Origin of the sequence: uncultured Clostridium sp., assembly GCF_934754925.1 — a bacterium.
Taxonomy (GTDB): domain Bacteria; phylum Bacillota; class Clostridia; order Clostridiales; family Clostridiaceae; genus Clostridium.
On the sequence record NZ_CAKVJA010000014.1, the window covers coordinates 33,680 to 59,293 of the forward strand.

The 25,614-nt window shown below is 27.9% G+C and carries 23 protein-coding genes, 1 tRNA gene and 1 other annotated feature; of the genes, 2 read left to right on the plus strand and 22 right to left on the minus strand.

Annotated features, from left to right (window positions below):
• Positions 1 to 346 precede the first annotated feature (346 nt).
• The 13 genes from Q0G30_RS06660 to Q0G30_RS06720 form a co-directional block, all read right to left on the minus strand.
• Positions 347 to 1,183, minus strand: coding sequence for a DegV family protein (locus Q0G30_RS06660; protein ID WP_294135615.1), 837 nt, complete (start codon positions 1,181 to 1,183; stop codon positions 347 to 349).
• A gap of 18 nt (positions 1,184 to 1,201) precedes the next feature.
• Complete coding sequence (locus Q0G30_RS06665; protein WP_294135617.1) at positions 1,202 to 1,663, minus strand: tRNA (cytidine(34)-2'-O)-methyltransferase; 462 nt, start codon at positions 1,661 to 1,663, stop codon at positions 1,202 to 1,204.
• 255 nt (positions 1,664 to 1,918) lie between these two features.
• Positions 1,919 to 3,394 carry a VanW family protein gene (locus tag Q0G30_RS06670; RefSeq protein WP_294388097.1) on the minus strand — a complete coding sequence of 492 codons (1,476 nt, stop codon included), beginning with the start codon at positions 3,392 to 3,394 and terminating at the stop codon, positions 1,919 to 1,921.
• Positions 3,395 to 3,594: 200 nt separating this feature from the next.
• On the minus strand, positions 3,595 to 4,536 hold the full coding sequence (locus Q0G30_RS06675; protein WP_294388099.1) for a glycoside hydrolase family 25 protein: 942 nt from the start codon (positions 4,534 to 4,536) through the stop codon (positions 3,595 to 3,597).
• A 203-nt stretch (positions 4,537 to 4,739) separates the two neighbouring features.
• A complete protein-coding gene (locus tag Q0G30_RS06680; RefSeq protein WP_294388102.1) occupies positions 4,740 to 5,651 on the minus strand; it encodes a D-alanine--D-alanine ligase in 912 nt (303 codons plus the stop codon).
• A 79-nt stretch (positions 5,652 to 5,730) separates the two neighbouring features.
• Positions 5,731 to 6,372, minus strand: coding sequence for an endonuclease III (nth, locus tag Q0G30_RS06685; RefSeq protein ID WP_195468306.1), 642 nt, complete (start codon positions 6,370 to 6,372; stop codon positions 5,731 to 5,733).
• Positions 6,373 to 6,479: 107 nt separating this feature from the next.
• Positions 6,480 to 7,184, minus strand: a complete 705-nt coding sequence (locus tag Q0G30_RS06690) for a lysophospholipid acyltransferase family protein (protein ID WP_294388106.1) — start codon at positions 7,182 to 7,184, stop codon at positions 6,480 to 6,482.
• A gap of 70 nt (positions 7,185 to 7,254) precedes the next feature.
• Positions 7,255 to 8,229 carry a tRNA epoxyqueuosine(34) reductase QueG gene (gene queG, locus Q0G30_RS06695; RefSeq protein ID WP_294388111.1) on the minus strand — a complete coding sequence of 325 codons (975 nt, stop codon included), beginning with the start codon at positions 8,227 to 8,229 and terminating at the stop codon, positions 7,255 to 7,257.
• Between the two features lie 3 nt (positions 8,230 to 8,232).
• Positions 8,233 to 8,835: a serine O-acetyltransferase EpsC gene (gene epsC / locus Q0G30_RS06700; RefSeq protein ID WP_294388143.1), complete on the minus strand. Its 603-nt coding sequence runs from the start codon at positions 8,833 to 8,835 to the stop codon at positions 8,233 to 8,235.
• A gap of 7 nt (positions 8,836 to 8,842) precedes the next feature.
• Positions 8,843 to 9,760: a cysteine synthase A gene (cysK, locus tag Q0G30_RS06705; RefSeq protein ID WP_294388114.1), complete on the minus strand. Its 918-nt coding sequence runs from the start codon at positions 9,758 to 9,760 to the stop codon at positions 8,843 to 8,845.
• A 64-nt stretch (positions 9,761 to 9,824) separates the two neighbouring features.
• Positions 9,825 to 10,067, minus strand: a binding site (T-box leader).
• Between the two features lie 76 nt (positions 10,068 to 10,143).
• Entirely contained in the window at positions 10,144 to 11,397 is a 1,254-nt protein-coding gene (locus tag Q0G30_RS06710) for a CBS domain-containing protein (RefSeq protein WP_294388116.1), read from the minus strand.
• Positions 11,398 to 11,665: 268 nt separating this feature from the next.
• Positions 11,666 to 12,175, minus strand: coding sequence for a hypothetical protein (locus tag Q0G30_RS06715; RefSeq protein ID WP_294388118.1), 510 nt, complete (start codon positions 12,173 to 12,175; stop codon positions 11,666 to 11,668).
• 210 nt (positions 12,176 to 12,385) lie between these two features.
• On the minus strand, positions 12,386 to 13,267 hold the full coding sequence (locus Q0G30_RS06720; protein WP_294388120.1) for a YegS/Rv2252/BmrU family lipid kinase: 882 nt from the start codon (positions 13,265 to 13,267) through the stop codon (positions 12,386 to 12,388).
• Between the two features lie 222 nt (positions 13,268 to 13,489).
• Between Q0G30_RS06720 and pssA the strand changes: the two genes are divergently transcribed.
• Positions 13,490 to 14,011, plus strand: coding sequence for a CDP-diacylglycerol--serine O-phosphatidyltransferase (gene pssA, locus Q0G30_RS06725; protein ID WP_294388123.1), 522 nt, complete (start codon positions 13,490 to 13,492; stop codon positions 14,009 to 14,011).
• Between the two features lie 53 nt (positions 14,012 to 14,064).
• Here the strand turns inward: pssA and Q0G30_RS06730 are convergent, their stop codons facing one another.
• The 7 genes from Q0G30_RS06730 to recQ form a co-directional block, all read right to left on the minus strand.
• Positions 14,065 to 14,463: a hypothetical protein gene (locus tag Q0G30_RS06730; RefSeq protein WP_294388124.1), complete on the minus strand. Its 399-nt coding sequence runs from the start codon at positions 14,461 to 14,463 to the stop codon at positions 14,065 to 14,067.
• A 36-nt stretch (positions 14,464 to 14,499) separates the two neighbouring features.
• Entirely contained in the window at positions 14,500 to 14,931 is a 432-nt protein-coding gene (locus Q0G30_RS06735) for a hypothetical protein (protein WP_294388127.1), read from the minus strand.
• Positions 14,932 to 14,944: 13 nt separating this feature from the next.
• The gene (locus Q0G30_RS06740; RefSeq protein ID WP_294388130.1) at positions 14,945 to 15,487 is read right to left on the minus strand and encodes a rubrerythrin family protein; all 543 of its coding nucleotides are present in this window, start codon (positions 15,485 to 15,487) and stop codon (positions 14,945 to 14,947) included.
• Positions 15,488 to 15,606: 119 nt separating this feature from the next.
• Positions 15,607 to 16,977: a SpoVR family protein gene (locus Q0G30_RS06745; protein WP_294388132.1), complete on the minus strand. Its 1,371-nt coding sequence runs from the start codon at positions 16,975 to 16,977 to the stop codon at positions 15,607 to 15,609.
• Positions 16,977 to 18,152 carry a sporulation protein YhbH gene (gene yhbH / locus Q0G30_RS06750; protein ID WP_294134341.1) on the minus strand — a complete coding sequence of 392 codons (1,176 nt, stop codon included), beginning with the start codon at positions 18,150 to 18,152 and terminating at the stop codon, positions 16,977 to 16,979. The genes Q0G30_RS06745 and yhbH overlap by 1 nt, the downstream gene beginning before the upstream one ends.
• A 5-nt stretch (positions 18,153 to 18,157) precedes the next feature.
• On the minus strand, positions 18,158 to 20,080 hold the full coding sequence (locus Q0G30_RS06755; RefSeq protein WP_294388134.1) for a PrkA family serine protein kinase: 1,923 nt from the start codon (positions 20,078 to 20,080) through the stop codon (positions 18,158 to 18,160).
• A 249-nt stretch (positions 20,081 to 20,329) separates the two neighbouring features.
• Positions 20,330 to 22,084 carry a DNA helicase RecQ gene (recQ, locus tag Q0G30_RS06760; RefSeq protein WP_294388136.1) on the minus strand — a complete coding sequence of 585 codons (1,755 nt, stop codon included), beginning with the start codon at positions 22,082 to 22,084 and terminating at the stop codon, positions 20,330 to 20,332.
• A 132-nt stretch (positions 22,085 to 22,216) separates the two neighbouring features.
• Here recQ and Q0G30_RS06765 point away from each other — a divergent pair.
• A tRNA-Leu gene (locus Q0G30_RS06765) sits at positions 22,217 to 22,303 on the plus strand.
• A 62-nt stretch (positions 22,304 to 22,365) separates the two neighbouring features.
• Here the strand turns inward: Q0G30_RS06765 and Q0G30_RS06770 are convergent.
• Complete coding sequence (locus Q0G30_RS06770; RefSeq protein WP_294388139.1) at positions 22,366 to 24,330, minus strand: HAMP domain-containing sensor histidine kinase; 1,965 nt, start codon at positions 24,328 to 24,330, stop codon at positions 22,366 to 22,368.
• A gap of 141 nt (positions 24,331 to 24,471) precedes the next feature.
• Positions 24,472 to 25,308, minus strand: coding sequence for a PHP domain-containing protein (locus Q0G30_RS06775; RefSeq protein ID WP_294388141.1), 837 nt, complete (start codon positions 25,306 to 25,308; stop codon positions 24,472 to 24,474).
• Between the last annotated feature and the right edge of the window lie 306 nt (positions 25,309 to 25,614).

The following is a 25,614-nucleotide window of genomic DNA, read 5'->3' on the forward strand; positions in this document are numbered from 1 at the left end:
AAAAACGTCCCAGCAATGACTTTTATGTCCCACATCTATTATTATAAAACAGATATCTAAATTTTGAAAGTCTTTCTAGTAATTTTTTTAATATTTTTTTGTTTTTCTATTTTTTTCATTATATATATAATAAAATTAGGCTATTTTTTCATATTTAAGTATTATGCTACCCTTTATATTCCATATTAAAAATATCTTTTTAAATTTTTCTCTAATATTTTATACTATTTTCTCATATCTATTCAAAAAGCAATTCCATTTTTTATTCCATTAGGGGCTATTTTATGATTTAAAGTAAAAAAATAGCAAGTAACACTATTAAAAATGCTACTTGCTATTTAAAACTTTATTTTTCAACGAAGAAAATTCCACATGCTCTAGTTCCTGAATGTATTCCTACTGTACATCCAACCTTAGCATCTATATAATTTATATTATTCTCTTCAAAATATTTTTTTAATCCTGAATAAATTTCTTCATTTAAAATTTCTAATAATACTATTGGGGAATTAGTATCTACATTTCCATTTTCAAAGTCAGAAATAACCTTCTTTAATGCTTTTTTACTTCCTCTTACCTTATCTTTTACTGCCATTTGGCCATCTTTAACTTCTAAAATAAGTCTTAATCCTAGAACACTTCCTATAGCACCAGCTGTCTTAGAAAGTCTTCCTCCTCTCACTAGATTTTCTAATGATTCAAAGCTTAATGAACTTTTAACTTTAGGAATTATATTTTTAATTTTCTCTTCAATTTCAAATATATTATCTCCATTATCTCTAAATTCACAAGCCTTTAATACTAAAACACCTAATCCTGAGGTTACATTTCTAGAATCAATAACTACTATATCATCGCTATCTAGCATATTTTTAGCTATACATGCTGATTGATATGTTCCACTCATTTCTGATGATAATACTAAAGTTACAATTTTATATCCTTCATCTAGATATTTCTTAAATACTTCTTCAAATCTATTTGGTGTTACTTGAGCTGTAGTTGGAAGAACATTTTCTCTTTCTATTCTATCTAACATTTCTTTAGTATTTATCTCTACTCCATCTAAATAACTTTCTTCTCCAAAGTTAATTAATAGCGGTAAAACTTCAATATCTTTTTCTTTTACAATATCTGATGGTAAGTCTAAAGTACTATCAGTAATAATCTTAATTTTTTCCATACAAGTACCCCCTATTCTCTATTTCATATTTGGAAAGTTTATTTGTTTTAATGCCTCATATGCTATAATAGCTACTGTATTTGATAAATTTAAACTTCTTGTACTTGTTTGTACCATTGGCACTCTTATCCCTCTATGTGCATTATGTACATCATCTGGAACTCCTGATGATTCTCTTCCAAACATTATGAAATCTCCCTCTTGGAATTTTTCATCTGAATATATATTTCCTCCATGTGTTGTAGATAAAAATATTCTTCTATCTCCATACTTAGCCATAAAATCTTCATAAGATTCATGAACTTCTAATTTTAAGTCTTTCCAATAATCTAAACCTGATCTTCTAACGGCTTTATCATCAATACTAAATCCTAAAGGCTTTATTAAATGAAGAGTTGAGTCAGTTAAAACGCAAGTTCTTGCTATATTTCCAGTATTTTGTGGTATCTCTGGTTGATATAAAACTATATTTAAATTCAATGAATTCACCCTCCAAAATAAAAAGCAAGATGTTATAACATCTTACTTTACACTATTTATATATCTTCAATGATACTATATAGTTTTTTAATAGTCAAAGTATTTTACACTTTATTAATTTTTAAGTTTTATATTATATTTTATTAGTTAATATCTAAAATCAGCCCTAATACTTAATATTTATTATTATAAAAATAATCCCAATATATAACCTCATAATAATGATAATTATATATTGGAATTAATTAAATATCTTTAAGCTTCTGGAGCTTCTTCTGTTGTATTCTCTTCTGGAGCTGTTTCATTTTGAGCTGGAGTTGCAGGTGTTTCTACCTTTTTTGTTCCAACACTAACAACTTGATTTCTAGTTGAATATACATCTGTTGATATAAGTTCTCTATTTATTTGAACACCATTTTCATAAGTAATTAAATATCCATTTGCCTTACATCCATTAGAACCTGATGATGTAACAACTCTTGTTCCTTCAGTTAAAGTAGGATCTTGCACTTCTTCTGTACCATAAGTATAAGTTTCTAATATTTCATTAACAAGCTCATAAGTCTTTCCACCCATAGCTTCTTTATTTCCCCAAATATTAAAGACTACTTGATTACCAGATAAATACCCTTGAATATATATAGGAAAATCATATGTATTTACAAACTTATAGTCTATGTATCCTGCTGCAACTGTTGCATCTAAACCTGGCTTTGCATAACCAACAGTCATCGAGTGATTACGTCTTTCTGTAGATCTTATATTAGCTTGTATAACAGCTCTATAAAGAGTACTTGAAACTTGACATACACCTCCACCATATCCTGGCACTATTTTAGAACCAACATATGTATTTGCTTCCTTATATCCTCTCTCTGGAGTTGTTGGACCTATTGTATTGTTATAACTGAATTCTTCTCCTGGCATTAATAGCGTACCATTAATGTATCCACTTGCAATTCTTAAATTTTCAACCCTTCCTGTATCACCTGTACCAAAGGTACTAGAATAAGATGACATTACGCCAGTAATCTTATTTAAATCTGCTGAAGTTATTTTTGGTGAATAATCTTGTAAATCAACAATTACAGTTTCAACCTTTTCTGGATCTGGATCTATACATTCTTTTATTTTATTACATAAATCATCTACATCTAATTGCTTTCCTATAACCTCAGGAGTGATAGATATATTGCTACCATTAATTAATATTTTCGCATTAACAGCATCAACCTTAACTTGTTCATTTATGCTATTAACAAATTCCTTAACCTTTTCTTCATCATAACTTAATACAGTATTAACTTTATAATCAACACCATTTTCTATTATTTTTTTCTTTTGAAGCATTTTCTTGTCTTTTCCATAATCTAATGCCTCTTCAACTGTTTCATCAGCACTTACTGATGGGCTAATATCAGAATACTTAAGTTCAAAAGTTTTATCACCAATAGTTACAGCTATAACCTTATCACCAATTAAAGAAATTAATTGATCATTCATTATATCTATTGCTTCTTCTTTAGTTTTACCACCTAAGTCTATACCATAAGCTTGTACCCCAGGATATATTTTATCAGCCCATGAATCAACTTCATTTTTTATATTCATGAAATACCCAAAAATTATTCCTGTGATTATTGCTATACTAGCTGTTATAACTATTGCTAACATTTTACCTTTAGACATAGTTTTTTTAACTTTACCATCATTTGATTGTTCGTTACCCACAGTTCCATTCCTCCCAAATTTTTATCTATAATTGCTATAATTGCAATATGTTCTAATTATATTCTATTATTCAATTTAATACAATTAATAAAATTATGACATTTAATCAAAATTATATTAACAGCTTTAAGAATAGCCTTACACATTATATATGTTTATTTTCTTATAATATAAAGCTATTCTAAAGCTACTTTATTATTTTATACAGTAACGCTAGTTCTATTCTTAGATGTTTCACCATCTCTATCAAAAGCTTCTATACTTATTCTTATAGGACCATTAACAGCAAACGGTAATTGGTTTATATTTATTGAAAAATTAGTATCGTCAGCATCTACTGTTCCTATCCAGTAATTATTAGCAAAAATATTATATCCTAATAAATCTATATCGGGATTCTTCTTCCAACTAATATTTAAAACATTTCCTTTTCTATTAACAGTAAGTCCTGTTACATTTCTAGGCTGAATTAATAAGTCTATGCTATCAGGCCCCCAATTTGCATCAACTGGATTTCCAACACCTGCAACATTTTCACTTTCACTATATTGCCATACTCTCCACCTAGTCCATCCACCTACATCTGGTGGAACAGGAGCATTTCCTGCAATTGCAGTATAATGGGCAATCCATAAAATCATATTTTTTAAAGGATATCCTCTACCTGGTATAAAAAAGTTATCATACATTTCAACAAAAAATACACCAGTATAAAGCATTAATCTTCTTCTTGTTTTTTTCTCAAATCTCTTTCTAAACCTATCTATCCAATTAATTAAGGTAGATGTAGAAATTGACTTATCTGTAGGAGTTTCAACATCTAAAACTGGAAACAAATCTCCATAGTCCCTTTGACCAAACCCCTCCTGAAGTATATTAATAAAATCATCACATTGTGAATCTGCTGTAGTTAAGTCTGAACTAGGAACGCCAAAATGATATGCTCCAACAGGTATTCTAAAATTTCTTGCTTGTCTAGCAAACTGCAAAAATTTTTTATCTACTCTAAATCTTCCTGTTGCTGAGCCTGATGATCTTAGGTATAAAAAGTCTATAGTAGTTGAAAGAACTGTAAAGTCTACATTTTGTGTATACTCATTAATATCTATACCAAAAAGACTTTTGTCACTTCTATTTTGCATAAAGCCCTCCAATAAAAAATTCTCCTTACTACATATAATATTTAAAAATTTTGTTATGGTTACATCAAAAAATATTGAAAAGCAATATTTTAAATTACTTTATAAATATTAGACAATTTACATACCTAAAAAGTTTCATTTAAAACAAAATAATTTTAACTATATAAAAAACTCAGCTTACGCTGAGTTTTAAAATACATATATTAAATACTTCTTTTAACTTTTAAAGATGTTTCTATTATCTTATCTAAAAGGCCAGCATAGCTAATTTCTATTGCTGCCGCACTCTTAGGGAAAAGACTTGCTGGAGTCATTCCTGGTAATGTATTTACTTCTAATATATATGGAACTCCATTTTTATCAATAATCATATCAACTCTAGCATATACTTGACACTTTAAAGCCTTATAAGTTTCTAAAGCCATTTTTTCAACTTCTTTATGAAGTTCCTCTTCTAATTCAATAACTATTTCATCAGCCCCATCAGCAGCATACTTTTGAGTATAATCAAAGAAATCAGATTTTGGCTTAATAGCTATAACAGGCCACATTTTACCATCAAATACTGGGCAAGTTATTTCATCACCTTCAACGAACTCCTCAATCATTACTTCTGTATCCCATTTTAATCCTTCTTCAACTGCTGCTTGAATATCTTCTTTATTCTTTATCTTAAATGTGGCAACACTCGAACCTCCGTTTGTTGGCTTAACGAAAACAGGATATCCCATTTCTTCTATTTTATCATAGTCTATTTCCTCTACAGATGAAACGTTAATCCATCTTGCAGTTCTAACATCATTTGCTTTTAATATTCTTTTTGTAAAGTCTTTATCCATACATACCCCTGAACTTATAGGCCCACATCCAGAATAAGGTATATCTAGAGTTTGAAGTACTGATTGAACAGTTCCATCCTCACCAAATTTTCCATGAAGAGCTAATAAAGCAAAATCTATATCTTTAACCTTATTTATTATATCTTCTTTATTATCAATAACTACTGGTACTACTTCATATTTATTTTTATCTATTTTTTCAACTATTGAATTACCACTTTTAAGCGAAATTTCTCTTTCTGAAGAAATTCCCCCCATTATTACTCCAACTTTCATATATATCCTCCTAAAACTCTAGTAATTATGTAGATATTACTACATATTTTTATATTAATTATATCATAATTTAAAACTTTTATTTCTTTTTAGCCTTTTGCTCCTTAAAATATTTACATCTATTAGTAAGTGGACATTCATTACACTTAGGATTTCTTGCTATACAACATCTTCTGCCATGAAATATTAATAAATGGTGTGTCAAACTCCACTCTTTTTTAGGCAATTCTGCTTGAAGTTGCTTTTCAACTTCTAAAACATTATCTGAATCTGCTAATCCAAGTCTATTAGAAACTCTAAAAACATGTGTATCAACTGCAATAGATGGAACTCCAAATGCATTTGATAATACTACATTTGCAGTTTTTCTTCCTGCACCTGCTAAACTTGTTATCTCTTCCATAGTTTTAGGAACTTCTCCATTGAATTTACTCTTTAATTGATTACACATAATTAATATATTCTTAGCTTTACTTCTATATAATCCTATTTGTTTTATTCTTTCTTCAAGCTCATCTATAGATAATGTTAGAAATGCATCAACATCTGGATAATCTCTAAATAAACTTTCGGTTACTTCATTAACCTTTTTATCTGTAGTTTGTGCAGATAAAATTGTTGCAACTAATAACTGAAAAGGAGTTTCATGATTTAATTCACATTTAGCATCTGGATATAATCTTTTTAACTCCTCTAATATTATCTTAGTCCTTTGTTTCATTTAACTTTCCTCCTAAATTTTTTAAGATCGTCACTCCACTAATATCCTAATCCCCTAATATTTAAACTTTTTAATTAATATAAGCTCCCAATCTCTTAATTCCTTAACTATTTATAAACGCCTCTATATTCTTCTGGCAACCCATTAGCTATTGATTTCATTATGTAAGTTAGGCATCTATCATCATATTCATGCTTAGATTCATCTTTATATTTTTTAGGAAGTTCTATATACTCTCCTATCTTTACATTTACCTCTGCTTCATTCCACTCTTCACCAGCCATATCACCATTTTTATTAATAGGTAATAGTTTTTCAGTTCCATATAATGAAATCGGTACTATCTTTGCTTTGCTCATTCTAGCAACTAATAATACTCCCTTTTTACCCTCTATCATACTTCCGCTTCTACTTCTTGTCCCTTCCGGAAAAAGAACAAGATTCTCTCCATCCTTTAATACATTTATCATAGACATAATAGCATCTCTATCAGCACTATTAGGCTTTATCGCAATATTCTTAACTATTTTAGTTCCTAAATTGGTAACTGGATCATTTGAAAGTTTAACTCCTGCAACAAAAGTAGGATCATATTCATCCTTTAATACTTTTTCTATAATAAATCCATCTGAATTACTTAAATGATTACTAATAAATATTTTAGGTCCTTCAGCTTTTTTTATATTTTCATATCCACTCACATTAATTTTTGCATATTTTTTTAAATATCCATTTACTTTATTTCTTGCTATCCTTACAACTAATTTTTCAGGCAAAAGCTGTATAATCCTTGCAGTAGCCTTAGACATCATATTTAATCCCCCCTTAAATTACCTATTCACATAAATATTATATTTTATATATTTATTTAAAACAATTAACTTATTTTAATCTCTCTATATATTCATTTATATAAGCTGAATCTCCCTTATATCCTTCTATATTTTTGCCTTCATTATGCAACTTTATTATAGCATTTCTCTTAATAACATTTTTTCCTCTCCATCCACAAGATGTTCTTGAAATATTATCCTTAAAAAATTTATTATTCATATCAGCATAACTATCACTTTCTAAATTGCACATAAATTCTAAAGGCTTAAACTCCTCAATCTTTGAAAAATCTATTTTTTTATTATATGGACATACATTTTGACATATATCACACCCAAATATCTTACCCTTTAAAAGTTTTATTTCAACATCTGTTAACTCTTTCTTTTGCGTAATATATGAAGAACATATATTAGGATTTATCTTGTTTACATTAATAGATTTTGTTGGACATCCTTTATAACATTTAGTACATTCTCCACATTCTATATATTCTTTTATCTCATGAAAGCTTCGTATTTCATCACTTTCTAATTCTAAATTAGTAATTATTTCACCTAAAAAAACATAAGACCCATATTTCTCTGTTATAATCATATTATTTCTACCAATGAACCCAACATTGGCTAAGTAAGCTATATATCTTTCAGGCAATGTATTACTATCTACAAAAGAAATAGCTTCACCACCTTTTGATTTAATAAAGTCACAAATCTTATCTAAATATTTTTTAACAACTCTATGATAATCTAATCCCTTAGTATATTTTGAAAATCCATTTTCAATATTATTTTCAACCCAAAGATAGGGAAAGGCTATTGAAATAATAGTCTTTCCCCTTTCCATATACCACATTGGATTTATCCTTTTTTCTATGTCACTTTCCTCAAATTCATTTTCCAAAGTCTTTTCTTTTCGCTCTTTATAAAATTCTATTAATTCATCAAATCTCCTACATTTAATGAACCCAATATTATCTAGATTCAACGAATTACAGTACTCTATTATCTCTTCCTTAAACATAAATTAAATCACCATATCATTATAAATTTCTTTACTATTACCTCTATAGTCTTCTATCTCTATTATTGCTGGCACTTCTTCCTGAACCTTAATTATATTTTTAGCTGGAATTCCAACAGCTGTAGCACCTTCAGGAACATCCTTCAACACTACAGAATTTGCACCTATTTTAGAATTACTTCCAATATATATAGGTCCAAGAACCTTAGCACCAGCTCCTATTATAACATTATCCCCTAAAGTAGGATGCCTCTTTCCTTTATCTTTTCCTGTTCCACCTAAAGTTACTCCATGATATAAAAGTACATTATCTCCAATTTCTGCTGTTTCCCCAATTACTACACCCATTCCATGATCTATAACTAATCCCTTTCCAATCTTAGCACCAGGATGTATCTCTATTCCTGTAAAAAACCTAGATATTTGTGATATAAGCCTAGCTAAAAAGAATAATCTTTTAGTATAAAGAAAATGAGCTATTCTATATGAAATTAAAGCATGAATCGTCGGATAAAGCAAAAATACCTCTATCTTACTCCTAGCAGCAGGATCATTCTCCATAACTCTATTCAAGTCATATCTTAAATTTTTAAACAAACCTACTATTCCTCCCTTAACTAAATTGTTCGTAGATCCCCATTGAAATGTATTTTTCTCCACCATCTGGAGCTATTGCTAATACTTTTTTACCCTTTCCAAGCTTTTTGGCTATTTCTATAGCTGCATAAATTGCTGCTCCTGATGATATACCTACCAATATCCCTTCATTTTTAGAAAAATCTACCGCTGTTTTAATTGCATTTTCATCACTAACAGCTATCACCTTATCAACATATTCTTCTTTATAATTTTGTGGTACAAATCCTGCACCTATACCTTGAATTTTATGTGGACCTGGATTTTTCCCTATAATAACCTGTGAATTACTTGGTTCAACTGCGACAATCTCTATACCATTTATTTTTTCCTTTAAATTCTTTCCTATCCCTGTTATGGTTCCACCTGTTCCAACTCCAGCTACAAAAACATCTAAATCATTTATATCTTCATATATTTCTTGTGCTGTTGTTTCATAATGCTTTTCTGGATTAGCTATATTTTCAAATTGTTGTGGCATAAAATATCCATAATCTTTTACCATTTGAGTAGCTTTTTCTATAGCTCCCTTCATGCCTTTAGCTCCTTCTGTTAACACTAACTCTGCTCCATAAGCTTTAATTAAATCTCTTCTTTCTTTGCTCATAGTTTCAGGCATAACTATTATTACTTTATATCCCTTTACTCTCCCTATCATTGCTAATGCAATTCCTGTATTTCCACTTGTAGGCTCAACAATTACTGATCCTTTCTTTAATAGCCCTTCCTCTTCTGCTTTTTCAATCATTCCAAGCGCTGCTCTATCCTTTACACTTCCACCTGGGTTAAACTTTTCTAACTTCACATATACATCTGCACTATTTTCATCTATCATATTTGTTACTTTTAATATCGGTGTTCTTCCTATTAATTCAATTGCTCCATTATAAATCATATATATACCTCCAAAATATTTTTATTAACTATTTAAATTTTTATATAAAAAAACTTCGTCTCTTTCTAGAGACGAAGTATATTCGCGGTTCCACTCTAATTAAACCATCATAATAATAATGATTTCACTCATTCTACGGTACAACATAATACCTGAGCACTATAACGGGTGCTACCGTAAAACCTTACTATTATTTCAGGCATAAACTCCAAAGGGCACTTCATATAAATTACCAGTAAAAAGTTCTCAGCACTCTTTTCTCTCTGTAACCTTCCTTTATACTACTTTCCTTTTTCACAGTTTTAATTCCGAGTATTTAACTAGACTTTATACTATAATTATATGCTTCTTAATTAAAAAGTCAACAACTAATTTCAAATATTTTACTTATTTTTCTTTTTCCAAATTGGATATAAAACTTCATCAATTAAATCGTGAGTATTTACAACTCCTATTAAAACATCATTATTGTCAACTACTGGTATAGCCAATAAATCATATTTTGCTGCTATTTCAACAGCTTCATCTATATCCTCATTATGCTTAAGTATATTTATATTTTCATCCATTATTTCTTTTACTTTAACTTTACTATCATTTAGAATTAAATCTTTTAATTCTATTACTCCAATTACCCTTTCTTCTTCATCCTTTATAAATATTGAATTTAACTCTTCATCTTCAGGATTACTTTCTCTTAAAATATCTATTATTTCTCCAACAGTAATATCCAAATTAAATGAAATAAAATCTTTACTCATTATACTTCCGATTGTTTCTTCTTCATATTTAAGAAGTTCTTTTACTTCTTCAGCATCTTCTGTTTCTAAATTAACAAGTATCTTTTCCCTTTCATCATCATCTAATTCATCTAATATATCTGCGATTTCATCATTAGGCATATTTTCTAATACTTCTACAGCCTTTGCTTCACTTAACCCCTTTATAATACTGCTTTTATATTCTGGTTCTATTTCTTCTAAAGTATCTGCTGCTAAATCTTCATCTAATGATTCAAAAATTTGTTTTCTTGAGCTTGCATCAAGATTTTCTAATATATCTGCTAAATCAGCAGGATGTAATGTTGATAGCTTTTTATATGGCACTGATATCTGTAAATTCTTATTAACCATTTCTAAAGATTCAACGTCATCCCACATAATAACTTTATCTTCAAAGTCCTTGTTCAATACTTTATAGAAAAACTTTCCTAAGCCTTGACAGTTCATTCTTCTAAACTTAGCAAGAGGTCCCGTTTCAACTGCAATTACCCTATATTCACCAGCAATTTCTGCAATTCTCAAATCATCAACTCTAACAACTTGCTTGCCATTAATATCTACAATCTTTTTATCTAATAAATTTCTTGATAATAAATAAGAGTAAGTTCTTGGAAGTATTTCTTTGCTTCCACGAGTCATTATTTTTACCTTATTATCAACATTATAGAATAATATGCTTCTAAACTCATAATGGAATGTTACCCCATCACGTTTAACTTTATATCCAATAACTCTTGGATATCCTTGTTCAGTAGTTACATATATATCTTTTAATTCACCAAGCACATCATCAAATTCATCATATATCTTTCTTCCTAATATGCTTGTAAATAAAAAAACTGATAATCTTTGCATAAAAAATTCCTCCTCAATTAATAGAGGAGATGTTTGACTTTAAATCTGAGTTTCCCCTCTATTACTTCTTATATTCAATTTTCTTAAATTAATACTCTGAGGGACACCCTCCATTTAATCTCACCACCATTATTTTCAAAGACTATTTATTACAAACTTTACTTTAAAGTTGCAATAAAAATGCCCTTTATTGGGCATCATATATTAATATTATATTAACAACCCGATAAAAGGCAATACTATAAAAACAATATTTATTATTTAATTCTTATTTTTTAATTTTAAAGGTAGATATTGCCTTATAGGAACATCCTATAATACATACTTCCCCAATTAATGGATATGGAAAAATTCTAATTCCACCTAAAAATATTATAAATTCTATAACAGTAATTATTAATGATACTAAAAGTAATTTCATTCCACTTATATTACTGTATGGTTTATCAACAAATAGTAATGTTATAACTACAAATGAAGAAATTACTATTAAATAAATTAAATTTGGGACTAAAATTTCTTTATAACTTACCATAAATCCAAATACAGTATCTACTCTTATGTCTAGTTTATAAAATATATTTATTAGACAATAGCCTAAGAATAATATAATCATAAAAGTATAATTATAATCAAACCTTCTTTTTTCATCCCTTAAAAATATATAAATAGCTGCCAATATTAAAAGTGGAATAGCTAAAAAATTTAGTTGTGTGAATATTTTAATAAAATAAATAATTCTCTGTCTTTGTACTAACCATAAAGATAGTAATGACACGTATCTCACTACTATAATTGATAAGCTTACTAAATAAAACTTTCGTATTTTTTTAGGGCATTTATTAGAACTTAAATAAATTAAATATAATGAAAAAATAATCATAAATAATAATATACATAAATAAATAAAGGCAACCACTTTTTATCTCCTTTAGAAAAGTACTATTATTTATAATTATTAAATTTTTATTCTATTTATTCTTTTTTTCTACTTAACCCCTAAAATTTTCAATCCACCCTTTATACATTTTATATCTAATGGAAAATCTGGACCCTTTTCTCCATCTATATCTGTAACTATATTTTCATTACATTCTATATGAAGTCTATCAGTTTTAAAGTATATAACCTTATCTGAGTCTAGATGTTCTCCCTTAAGAACCTTTATAAATAAAGGAATTAATTCATATATTTGAACAGCCTTAAAAACTATTACATCTAACATTCCATCTGTAGCATCAGCTCTAGTAGCTAAATTAAAATTTCCTGCAGTTTTTCCATTAAAAATTAACATAAGGTACATAGTACCATCAAAATTCACTTGTTCTGATGATATTTTTACTTTTAATGGTCTAAAATTCGGTAATTCTTCTATTCCCTTTAAGTAATATGCCAATTTTCCAATTGTATTTTTTAAATTTACATCAGTTTTTTGAGACACATCCGTAAAAAGTCCTGTGCTAGCAACATTTACAAAGTATTTATTATTAATACTTCCTAAATCAACTGTAGTTGCTGTTGAGCCAATTATTTGCTTACAAGCCGCTTCTACATCAAATGGTATTCCTAAAAATTTAGAAAAATCATTTGCTGTACCTACTGGTAAAATACCTATAGGTAGTGAAATTCCCTGCTTAGCCATAGCATTTACAACTGAATCAACAGTTCCATCTCCACCAGCCACTAGTATATACTCATACTCACCTGGCTTAATATCATGAAACGCACTTTCTATCCCACATTCTTTTCTTATTCTATATGGCACTATAGTAAGGCCAGCTTGTTGATGTATGTTAATTATTTCATCTAGTTTTGATAAAATAATATTTTCTCCTGAATATGGATTATAAATTAACTTTACCTTTTTCATTGTATCCCTCCTATTATCTCTATAAAATTATACCACATATATTTTATTACGCTATATCTCGAATATATTTAAAACTCCTTATATATACTATGTATATACCCATTAAACACCTATGTTTTCATGTTTAACAAATTCTTCAGACATTCATTTTACAGAATATTAATTTTTTTTAAATTTTATGTTATAATTATCTTTATGTAAGATAGAATTAGGAGTGATTATATGAGAAAAAGCAGTATTCCTAACATCTTTACTTTTATTAATTTATCATTTGGAATATTATCACTGCTTTCTACCTTTGATGGCAACTATTCTCTAGCATGTATTTTTATACTGCTTGCTGCATTAGTTGATCGATATGATGGTAGAATAGCACGCTATTTACAAGTTACAAGTGATTTAGGGAAAGAACTAGATTCATTAGCTGATTTAGTTTCCTTCGGTGTTGCACCATCTATATTAGTATTTCTATTATTTGATTTTTATACCCTAGGACCCTCAGGTATATTAGGAATAATTCCACTTTTATTATTTCCAATATGCGGTGCTTTTAGATTAGCTAGATATAATGCCAGTGAATTTAATGGAGTTTTTACAGGTGTTCCTATTACTGTTACAGGTAGCTTTTTAGCATTATTCTGTTTATTTACCATTAACAAAGACATTTCAGCACTTATTCCATTATTATTATTATTATTAGGATCTTATTTGATGGTAAGTACATTTAAATTAAAAAAATTCTAAAAAAAGCTATATCAAAGATATTTAAATAACTTACACTTTGATATAGCTTTCTTTTAACTATTTAGTTTCTCTTCTTGATCCTTCTTATAAGCCTTTAAACTTTCAAACTCTTCTCTAGTAGATGAGTCTTGAAAAAATAATTCATCATCTACTTCAGTTAAAATTACCTTATTATCACTTTTCTTTAAAATATAATCTCCAACTAGAGCACAATATTTAAAATAAGTTTCTCCGCATTCATCTAATAAATCAATAACATTATCTATTATCTTACCTAATTCATTTGCTCTATGAACAGCTTCTTTAACGTAACTACTTTTTGCCTCATATATATTATTTAATTCTGCAGCTCCCCCTATTAATAATCTATATGAGTCTACCATTGTTTTTAATAATTGATTTAAATTATTAATATCAACATAATATTCTTTCATTAATTGTTGATATTTCATTTAAATACCTCCGAATTATAATTATTTTAAATTAATTTAGTTACAATTTTTATTACATCCCTTAAGATTAATATTAATATTCTCTATAAATTCATCATCTAATTCTTCAAATATCTTTCCTTCATTACTACATAATTTTTCAAAATCACTTTTTTCCTTTAAAGGTACATATATGGTTGACCCATTCTCTTTTTTATTAGTGGTTGTGTTATCTTCTACTTTAGCTTTATTTCCACATTGTTTTTCATTCATATTTACTTCTATATTAACAATATCTTGCTTTTCTTTTGCAGTCTTACTATTTTCTAAATATTCTTTATTCATCTTTAAATTGCTGTTATCTTTTTTGCCAGTACTTTCTCTATACATATTTAAATCTATTTCTAAATTATTATTTTCTTCATTTAATGTAAATCCCTCTCCAAAAATTACAGGAACAAAAAATTCTTTTGGTATTGATATAAACATTACTTATAACTCCTTATATATTTTTTATTTCACAATATGGTTTAAAATAATCTTTTGGATATGCACATAATGGACATTTATCCGGTGCTTCTGCCCCCTCATGTATATATCCACAATTCATGCAAACCCACTTAGAATTCTCAGGACCAACAAACATTGATTTCTTATTTAATTTATCATATAACTTTTTAAACCTTTCAGCATGAGCTTCCTCTACTTCTCTCAACTCCTTATATAAGTCAGCAATTTCCTTAAACCCTTCATTTTTAGCTTCTTGTTCAAATTTAGCATATAATTCTTTATATTCCTCTGTTTCGCTACATATTGCATCAATTAAATTTTCTTTAGTACTAGAAACTAACTTTAAAATTTCTCCATAAACTCTCCTTGCATGAGCTAATTCATTTATTGCAGTAATATCGAAAACTTCAGCTATCCACTGATAACCTTCTTTTTTGGCCTTTTCTGCATATAAAGTATATTTATTTCTTGCTCTACTTTCTCCAGCAAAGGTTCTATACAGATTTTTCTCTGTTTTACTTCCCTTTAAATCCATTTTTATCTCCTCTAAAATATTCCTAATATTAAATTATTCAAAACATACAAAAATGATGAATCATAAATGATAGTAAGCATATTACTTATCACTTTTAATTCATCATTTTCTCCTTAATATTAATTTACTGTTACTCTTCTATCATTATCACATACTATTTCGATACTTCTACCTTCCTTAGTATGTGTATTTAATATAACTTTATGCCCCCAAAGATCAAATAAATATTTTAATGTTTCTTTTGCATAAAGTAGCTCAAGTTCTCTACCATCAAAAACATGTTCTAATGTTAAAGTACCATCACGCTTATTCAAATCAACAATTCTTATATAAGGAATAGATCCAACTCCACATGAGTCTGACATAGTGTCTCTTATACTCTTCCATCCCTCTTCATCAGAGACTTCATCCACTACAAATTCAAAGCTCTTCTTTGCATACTGGAATAATCCCAAATCCTTGCACAATTCTTGAGTTAAATATTTACGTAAAAATGAATTATCTCTTTCTATATATCTAACTTCAAATAACTTATCTCTGCCATATCTTTTTTCAATATCTTCAAACACTTTAAATCCAACATAATAAGGATTTAACCCACCTAATGCAGGTGCTATAACATCATTATGACGTTTAATAAACTCAAAATGTAATCCTTCTGGTAAATCTAAACTCTTCAAAATGTTATAATGACAATAGCTTGCCCATCCTTCATTCATTATCTTAGTTTCAATTTGTGGTATAAAATATTGAGTCTCCCTTTTAACTATTTTAAGAATTGATTTTTCCCATTCCTCTAAAGAACCATATTTCATTATAAATCCTATAATATCATCACAAGGTTCTATAGGCGTCTTACTCAAATCTGGCAATTCAATTTCTTCATCACTATTTAATATATCTCTGCCTTGAATTTTCATATTATACTCTTCTATTAAATTAGCTTTGATTTCTTCATCACTTAATTCCTTCACACCAACTACTCTTGGTATTTGATATCTAAGTGCGTGAGCTGCATCTAATATCTTTTCAACCCTACTATAGCCTATACTAGGATCATTTATATAACCTCTAATTATATCAGCATCTAACTTAAACATCTCCAAAGTATAATAGGCTTTAGTTCCTTCTCTAAATAACCTATTATTTTTAAAGAAATCATTATGTCCATAAACATGAGCCATAGTTAAGATTTGTAAAAGTAATGTATTTTCTTTCATTAAGTATGCAAGGGATGGATTTGAGTTTATTACCATCTCATAAGGCAAACCAGTTAAATTTAATGAATATAATGTCTTATTTTTTTCATATGCCTTACCATAACTCCAATGAGGATATTTAGATGGCATACCCACATAAGCTTCATAAGCTAACATTTCATTAAATCCAACTATTTCAAACTCCTGAGGATAATAATCAAGTCCAAATTCAGTTGCTTTCTTCTCAATCTTTACATTCCACTCTTCTAATTCCTTTAGTGTGTACTCCATTATTCATCCTCCTTTAGCTCCTTGCTTAACATCAACTTAAGAGCGTCCCATAAATTCTTTTTCTCTTTAACAATAACAGAGACAAATTTCTTATCTGAAATTTCCTTATTAAATCTATAGTACATTGTTGTTGAATAAGTTGATGGTAAAAGTTCAGCATATCCAAACATATTACTAACTTCACACAGTTTCTTCACAGATTCAATTGCTCTTTCATTATCTTCAGACCAGTTATCACCGTCACTGGCATAAACAGGATATATATTCCAAACTTCTGGAGAATATTTTTCTTCAATAAGCTTTAATGCTAAATTTAAACCACTAGAAATATATGTTCCTCCTGATTCTGCCTTATGGAAAAATTCGTATTCATTAACTTGTTTTGCAACTGTTGTATGAGAAATAAATTCAAATGCAATATTATTATATTTTCTTTTTATAAAAGTAGATAATACAAAGAAAAATGATCTTGCTAAATACTTTTTAGTACTATCCATAGATCCAGATACATCCATTATAAAAATCATTACAGCATTACTTTCCTTTTTAGGTTTAGTTTTAACTCTGTAATATCTAATATCATCTTCTCTAAATGGAAATCTATCTAATTCATCATCTAATCCAGCTTCTTTAAGTGCACGTTTTTTTCCTTGCTTACGAGCTGTCTTAGCCATAACAGTTTTTTTCTTCGCTAACCTTGGATTAATACCATGTCTTTGATATCCTCTTTTCCTGCTAGCACTTTCTGTTATTACTTCTGAATATTTCTTTTTATCTAAATTTGGCAAATCTAAATCCTCGACTATATAATCCATTAACTCTTCTAAAGTTATTTCTGTTTCATATATATCGTCCCCTTCAGAATTACCTGCACCTTTATTTCCCTTTTTACCACTAGATTCAGCTGACCCTATTTTGTCACCGCGCTTTTCTTCACCTGTACCGGTAGCAACACCCTTATTGTTGCTACCATATACAAATTGATATTCTTTTATTCCTCTAATAGGAATTTTAAATTTCTTATTTTTAGTTTCTCCTACTATACTCTCTTCTGATAGTATGTCTCCTAAATTTTCTTTAATAGACTTTTCCACCAACTGCCTATGTCTTCTTCTATCTTCAATACTTCTATCATGCTCAACGGGATTTATAGTATTGTCTCTAAATATAGCCATCCTTATCAATCCTTCCACAAGTTGTTAGCGGCATATTTAAGAATTACATCACAGCAGTGTGGACAATATCCGTTTCTTTGCATTTCGTCAACCATAGCATTATATTTTTCTGTTTGCTCTTTATCTCTAACTCTTGATTTAGTAATTATTCTAGATAGATCTCTTACAGATGCTATAAGTTTCTTTTCTATAGCTTCTTTTAATGGTTCATAAGATTTGTAATCTATCTTTGATCCATTTCTAACTAGATAGAACATATATGATGTTACATCTGCTCTAAATCCTTTACTTGAAGCTTCTGAGACACCAATTTGCTCTTCTATACTTCTCATAAACTCTTCATCTGGGTTTAATTCTTCACCAGTTTGAGCATCTTTAATTCTAGTTTTATTAACAAAAGCTTCAGCATTATCTATATAATTATTGAAAAGACTTTCAGCTTGTTCTCTAAATGAATGGATAAATGCTTTTGTTATTTCTTTCTCTAAAGTCTTATTATATTCTTTTCTAATAGTATCTTGGATAAATGCCAAGTATTTCTTCTTATCATCAGCAGCTATATCCATGTCTTTAATAGATTTAATTATACTTTCCATAATGCTTAAAGGGTTTATACAGTCATATTCAGAATTTGAAAGTGCATTATCAATTGATTTTATAATAAATCTTGTACTAATACCCTTCATTCCTTCATAAGGCCCTGCTTCTTCTCTAAGCTCTGTAATATCAATTTTCTTAGTTGTTCCCTTTTCAACTAAATCCTCTCCATTATAAATCTTAAGCTTAGTCATAGGGTCAACTTTTGCAGATGGTGTTAATCTTGAAAGTATAGCAAACATTGCTGCAACTTCAATTGTATGAGGTGCAATATGAGCCTTAAAGTTACTCTTCTTTAATATCTTTTCATAAATCTTAATTTCTTCTTCAAGTTCTAAGCAATAAGGAACTTCAATTTTTACAATTCTATCTAGAATTGCTTCATTAGTATGATCTGATTTAAACTTATTCCACTCTGCTTCATTAGAGTGAGCTATTATTAATCCATCAAAATAAATCATTGAACCCTTACCAGGTGATGGTATAGATTTTTCCTGAGTTGCTGTTATAATTGTGTGTAAGTATTCAACATCATTTTTAAATACTTCTATAAATTCAACTAATCCTCTATTACCTACATTAAATGCTCCATTTAGTGAGAATATTCTTGGATCATCCTCTGGGTACATATCCATCTTAGAAATATCAATAGAACCTGTTAATATTGAAGTATCTTGATTATTAGGGTCAACAGGTGGAACAACACCTATCCCCTTTCTTGATCTTATAGAGAACCCCTTCCTTTCAACAGGGAAATTTTCATATTCTCCATTAAATTCATGAAGTAATCTATACTTGCATACTGGACATAAGTCTCCTTCTATTTGAACACCTAACATTTCATTAAACTTAGGCCTTAAATGATTTGGAACTAGATGTAAGGGTTCTTCATGCATTGGACAACCCTTTATAGAATATATTGGCTCACATTGAACTAATGCACTCTTTAAAGATTCAACTAATGAAGACTTACCAGCTCCAACAGGTCCTACTAAGTATAAAACTTGCCTAGATTCCTCACCCTTCATAGATGCAGAGTGTAAATAATTAACAAGCTTCATTAAGACTTTATCAATTCCAAAGAAATCATCTTTAAAATATCCATACTCCCTAATTGTTTCATTACCATATATTTTTCTTATTCTTGGGTGTTCATCACCTTTTAAAACTTCTACCCCCTTACTCATAATAAAGTCATATAACCTCTTATGTGCAAGTTTTGCTATATCTGGGTTTTGCTTTACTATTTCTAAGTAATCTAAAAATGTACCCTCAAATTTTTCTTTATTTCTACTTTCTCTATCTGTAGTTATAAATTCCTTAAAGTTCATAAACTCATCCCTCCCCTTTAATTTAATATATTATTGTATTAAATAGTTATATTCCTATTTTTTTATTTACACTTCCCTATATTTTATATGTTTGAATTTATCAATTATTATTAAATAATTATATTTTTTTATTTTTTATTTATTATATTTAATCCTCAATATATCTTATAAATAATAAAGATTCCTTATGATTAAAATCATATAAATATAATTTTAATCATAAGGAATCTTTATTTACTTTATAAAATTTTAACTCTTTAACTTTTCTAAAATCTCTTTTCCATATTTATTAAATTTCTTTTCTCCCATACCTCTAATCTCTAAAAGTTCTTGATCTGTTTTAGGTAATTTATTACATAATTCAATTAATGTTGCATCTGAAAAAATTATATATGGTTTTACGCCTTCTCTAATAGCAGTATCTCTCCTCCAAATTCTTAACTTATTAAACAAATCACTATTAATAACTTTTTCCTCATCTTGATAACTTAACTTTAACATTACTCTTTGATTTGACTTTAAAATACTATAGGATTTTTCATTTAATTGTAACATGGAATAAGTACCTTCTTTTAAATTAACATACCCAAAATCAATTAATACCTTTATTAGATCTCGTATAAATTTACTACTATATTCTCTCATTATCCCATATGTAGTTAATTCATTTAATTTATCATTAATTATCTTAGGCCCAACCATTCCTCTAAGTACATCAATAAGAACTGCAACTCCATAACGCTCTCTAGTTCTATATACACAAGATAATATCTTTTGAGCTTCTATAGTATAATCTCTAAGTTCATCACTATTTAGGCAATTACTACAATTATTGCAATACTCCCTAATATTCTCTTGTCCAAAGTATTTTAAAATAAAGGCCCTTAAGCATTCTTTACTCTCACAAAAGTCTATCATGCTTTGAAGCTTCTTTATTTCTAATTCTTTTCTATCTATCTGAACAGTTGTATATATTAAATATTCTAATGTTCTAATATCACTTCTATTAAATAAAATATGGCACTCAGATATAGCTCCATCTCTACCAGCCCTTCCAATTTCCTGATAGTAACTTTCTATATTTTTAGGCATTGTAAAGTGAACTATATATCTCACATTGGACTTATCTATTCCCATTCCAAAAGCATTAGTTGCAATCATAACATTGCAGTTTTCATTTAAAAATTCATCTTGATAATACTCTTTTTCTTCATCCTTTAATCCACCATGATATTTTAATACATCATATCCTAAATCCTTAAGATAAAAATATAATCCATCTACTTCCTTCCTCGTAGCACAATAAATTATACCAGCTTCATTTTCCTTATCCTTAATTATATCTTTTACTAACTCTAACTTATCTTCTTCAATATGTACCCTTATAGATAAGTTATCCCTATCAAAACTACCTATGTATATGTAAGGCCTCCTCAATCCTAAAAGCTTAACTACATCCTTTCTTACAATTTCTGTTGCTGTAGCAGTAAATGCAGTTACTACTGGTCTAATACTTAAAGAGTTTATAAAATCATTAATTAATCCATAACTTCTTCTAAAATCATGTCCCCACATTGATACACAATGAGCTTCATCTATTGCTAATTGACTTATATTAAGTTTTCTAAGCTTTCTTTTGAAAAATTCATTTTCTAACCTTTCAGGAGCAATATAAAGTAATTTTATTTCACCTTTTCTACACCTTTCCATAATGCTATCTATACTCTCTAAATTTTGAGTACTATTTATATATTCGGCATTTATTCCATTTGATTTTAAATTATCTACCTGATCCTTCATTAAAGCAATCAATGGTGAAATAACTATAGTAACTCCCTTAAATAAAAGAGCTGGAATCTGATAACAAATTGATTTTCCCCCACCTGTTGGTAAAATACAAAATGTATCTCTTTTACTTAATATATTATTTATAATTTCATACTGCCCTTTTCTAAAGGAATTATATCCATAATACTTATGAAGTACTTCAAACACATTATTCATAATAGCTCACCAATTTCCATAAATATATTTCTTTTATATTATCACCTTTTTTACTACTATTACATATTTTTTTATTTTTTTTAATTTTTCTATTGACTTATTCTTAATATCATATTAAAATAAATCTTGCCTGCTGAAGTGGCGGAACAGGCAGACGCACAGGACTTAAAATCCTGCGGTAGCGATACCGTACCGGTTCGATTCCGGTCTTCAGCACCAAAAAGACTGTATAAATTATACAGTCTTTTTTTACTATAAATTCTAAATTTCTTTATATACTTTTATTCTTTTTTATTAATATCAGAAAACTCCATTTCAAACATATATTTTAAAGATGAATCCCCTATTAAATTTTCTTCCTCTTCATCTGCTACAGTTCTTATTGGTAATGTAATTATAAATGTAGTTCCCTCATTAAGCTTACTCTTTACATCTATATTTCCATTATGTAAATCTATTAACCCTTTTACAATAAATAGCCCTAAACCACTTCCCTCATTTTGTCTATTAAGGCCTCCATTAAAATCTGCTCTTTTGAACTTTTCAAAAACATGTTCTTTCATTTCCTCTTTCATTCCAATACCATCATCACTAATTTCTATAACAACATTATTAGTCTCTCTCTTTACTAAAACCATTATATTTCCACCATCATTCGTAAACTTTATAGCATTAGATAATAAGTTTAATATAACTCTTTCTATCTTTAACTTATCTATAGCTGTAATTATTTCTTCTTCTTCAGTATCGAAAATTACATTTAAGTTATAAATTTGGGCTAAATCTACAATAGTTAATGTTATATCTTCAACTACTTCTACTATATTCTCATTTGTAAAATTAGCATCCATATATCCCATTTCTAATTTACTTACATCAATTAAATTATTAATATATCTACGCAATCTATTAGCATTTTTCATTATATAATTTAATCTTTCAGTAAAAAAACATGCATTAAACTCTCCTTTTTCCAATTTTATTTTTAATAAATTACTTGCATTTATTATTATATTTAATGGCGTTCTTAATTCATGGGATATTGTAACAATAAAATCAGTTTTTATTTTCTCTCTTTCAATAGATTCTATTAATAACAATTTATTTTCTCTAGCCGTTTTTGTGTTTTTAATAGATAAATAAATTAAACCAACTATACCTAATATACCTAATGAAACTAATGTCCAGACTATTACACGTAAATATTTAGGAAGTAATAGATCAAACATATTTTTATTAATAAACTTACTCTTTTGTGGTAATCTTAAAGGATTAATATCATATTCTAAAATAGCATCATAATTAAAAATTGGTATACTAAATGTATTACGTATAGGTACTACATTATAGTCAAAACTTTCTTCTACAATATTATTCAAAAGTGTATATGTTACTTCTCCTAACTTATAACCATCATTAACTATCCCCCCTACTGCTCCAGCATAAACATATTCTTCTAATTTCGTATAAATAGGAGCCTTAGTTACTTCTTTAATTCCATTTATAACATCCTCTGGTTGAACTAGATCTGTTTTATTGGAATCTTTAAATGTCCCGCATAAATATATCGCACAACGTTTATCTTCTATTTCCTTACATTTCTCTTTAACATCTTTAAAATGTGTTTCTTGAATAATATGATAATTAAATGGCTTTTCTGATTTATCAATAATTTTTGAAAACTCTTCCTTAATAGTATTACAATAAATACTATTATCTAAAATTAAATATATATCTGAAACCTCTTTACTAGCCTCTAAAATTGTATTTACTATAGGTAAATTATATTGATACTCTAATATTCCAGTAATATATTCACTTTCATCTTTGGTTAAAAATATAGTTTCATTTATCCCTACATAAATAACTTTTTTCTTATAAATAAATAAATTCTCATTAAATAAATTTTTTCTAACTAATTGAAAAGCTTCATCATCTAAAGTAATTATATATTCAATATTTGAATCCTTATATTTAACATTTAAAAAGTTAATAAAGCCCTCATCATATTCTTTAGATTCTAAAACTTTACTATCTAAAAATTCAGTTTTCGCTATATACCTATCATTACTGTTCTCAAATCCCTGTAATATAGAACTTTCCCACTTATTAGCCGGAGAATATGATCCTATTATAAGAACTTTCTTTCCTCCACTTACATCGTCGCAATAACACTTACTATAATCCATACCTATAAAAACATATAAAATCGTAATTAAAAAAACTAAAACACTTTTTTTATTCATATGGTTTTCTCCTACCTTTTAACATCTCTTTATATATTGTGTATTTATTAAAAAAATATTAAATTTTACTAATGTTCTTTACAAAAAAAAGATAGAATATTAATTTCAAAATCAACATTCTATCTTCAACTTATTTATTAATTAAAGTAATTTTTCAATATTTAATAAACTGCTATCCTTATTAATTGCACCTATATAATACTCTACGCCCTTACTTACAGCACCAAAATCACCATGTCCATCAGAGCCTGCTGTTATTATCATGTTATTTTCTTTACAGAATTCTAAACATGTTTCTGTCATTAAATCACTGTTAGCTGGATAATAGCATTCAATTCCATCAACACCTAATCCTTTTAGTATTTCAAGTTTTTCTATTATTTCTTCCTTAGTTTTATCTTTATAATAATTACAAGGATGTGCCAATACAACATAGCCTCCAGCCTCATGAGTAATATCGCAAACTTCTTTTACACCTGGAAAATCAAACTTTTCATGTCCACATTCATATTTTCCATAAAACTTCATTCCATCAAAAAGTCCTTCTGTAATATTTCTATCAAACAAATAATGTATACCCTTCCAGCCACCTTTTCTTCTGTCATATTCATAAGAGTTATAATCTTCTAAAGATATATTTTCATAATCTTTTTCCATTCTTTTTATAAGCTCTATACTTGTTTCTAATAAATTTTCTTTAGCTTTATTTACCAGATTAAAGAAATTCTCATTATCATTAAATTTATATGCTAATAAATGTACTAAGTGCCCCTCAAATATTGAATCTATTTCAACTCCTCTTATTAGAGTAATACCTTCTTTTTCAGCTTCGATTTTTACTTCTTCATATGAATCTAAAACATCATGATCAGTTACTGAGATAATTCCTACGTTCTTATTTTTAGCATCCCTTACTATTTCTTGTGGTGACATTGTTCCATCAGAATAATAACTATGTATATGTAAATCTGTTAACATATTTTCCTCCTTAGTTTTAAAAATATTTATTAAATAAATTTAAACTAATAATCTTAATATAAGCTTTAATTAGTTTAATATACCTACTTAGCAATTTAATCAATTTAAACCACATATTTTCTCTTATAAAAAGGTACTTATCTAATAATATTATCATATCATATTTTTTAATTTATTTTCATTTTATAATAAATATCATAATTAAAATAAATTATCTTTTCTAGGCTTAAAGTTAATTTACTTATTTTTTTGTTTTCATTCTTATTATTTTAAGGTATAATAACCAATGGAGAATAAATTGATATA